Origin of the sequence: Helicobacter sp. 13S00477-4, assembly GCF_002272785.1 — a bacterium.
Classification (GTDB): domain Bacteria; phylum Campylobacterota; class Campylobacteria; order Campylobacterales; family Helicobacteraceae; genus Helicobacter_J.
This window is the reverse complement of record NZ_MLAS01000036.1, coordinates 1-1052: the sequence shown is the minus strand read 5'-3', so window position 1 is coordinate 1052 and position 1052 is coordinate 1. Positions and strand designations below refer to the sequence as shown.

At 32.5% G+C, this 1052-nt stretch carries 1 protein-coding gene; it reads right to left on the bottom strand.

Annotation, left to right across the window (positions count from 1 at the left end; translation table 11 throughout):
- Positions 1-411: 411 nt before the first annotated feature.
- On the bottom strand, positions 412-825 hold the full coding sequence (locus BKH44_RS08640) for a DUF1104 domain-containing protein (protein WP_095272437.1): 414 nt from the start codon (positions 823-825) through the stop codon (positions 412-414).
- Between the last annotated feature and the right edge of the window lie 227 nt (positions 826-1052).

The window sequence follows — 1052 nt, the reverse complement described above, 5'->3', positions numbered from 1 at the left end:
ATTTTATATTTGAAGAGGGAGGGGATTTGAATTTGATTTGATTGGATTATTTGATTTGAATATCTATTACCCCGTTATACCTACCAAAAAGCATCATTTAATATTTTTTTGCTTGAGATCCTATGTTGTTAATTAAAGGGAGGGGTAAAAAATAAATGTTAGGTAGTATAGAGAATAGTTAAAGGGGTCTGCCTATAAACATCAATACCTCATATTCTACTTTCTTATAAGGTACTTCATTCCTGAAAATTTTTGCCTTATTGTAATCCAATACTCCCCCACCCAAAAGACCCAAACTCTTTAAAAGTGTATAGAAATTATAACAAGCTTTTTTGATTGAATTTTAAAAATCATTAGAGAGGAGTGTGATTATCTGAAAAAGGATTTTAGGATAACCTAAAATCCTCTACTTTATTTTTTAGGAGCAGGCTTTTTGTCGTGTTCTTTTGGATGGTCATGTGGATGACATTTGTGTGTCATTCTGGCAAGACCGCTATCTTTGATTTGTTGTTTGGTCATTGTTTTTCTTCTCTCATCCATTGCTTTTTTTATCGCTTCTTTTCTTTCCCTGAATTCTTTAAGCGTCATTGTTTCTGTATTTTTTTCCATTGCTTGTTCTAAAGCTTCGTGGAATTTTTTAGCTTCAGGTTTTTTCATTGTCTTAAAACGTTTATGAAGCTCTATTCTGTAATCAGGAGCATCTTTTGGGGCTATTGTCCCGGCCATTTTGACCAATTCGTCATTGGTTTTTTTAGAAAAATCAGCACCAAAAGCCACTGAAGTAGAAAGTATACCAGCTAATACTATATAAGCTAACTTGTTCATTTTTTTTCCTTTTGTTTTAATGAATTTACTCTGTGATTATAGATTTTTAGAGTGAATCATCTGTTAAGCTGATGATTTTTATTGTTGTGGCATTGCTTTTACTCCCGGTCTCACACTTTGCCAAACTCTATTGCTGCTAGAAGGTGTCCTATTGATTCTTGGAGGTTGTGTTTTGATTTTAGGTCTTTGGTTTGTTTTCTCCTCTTTATATTTAAAATGATTCTTTT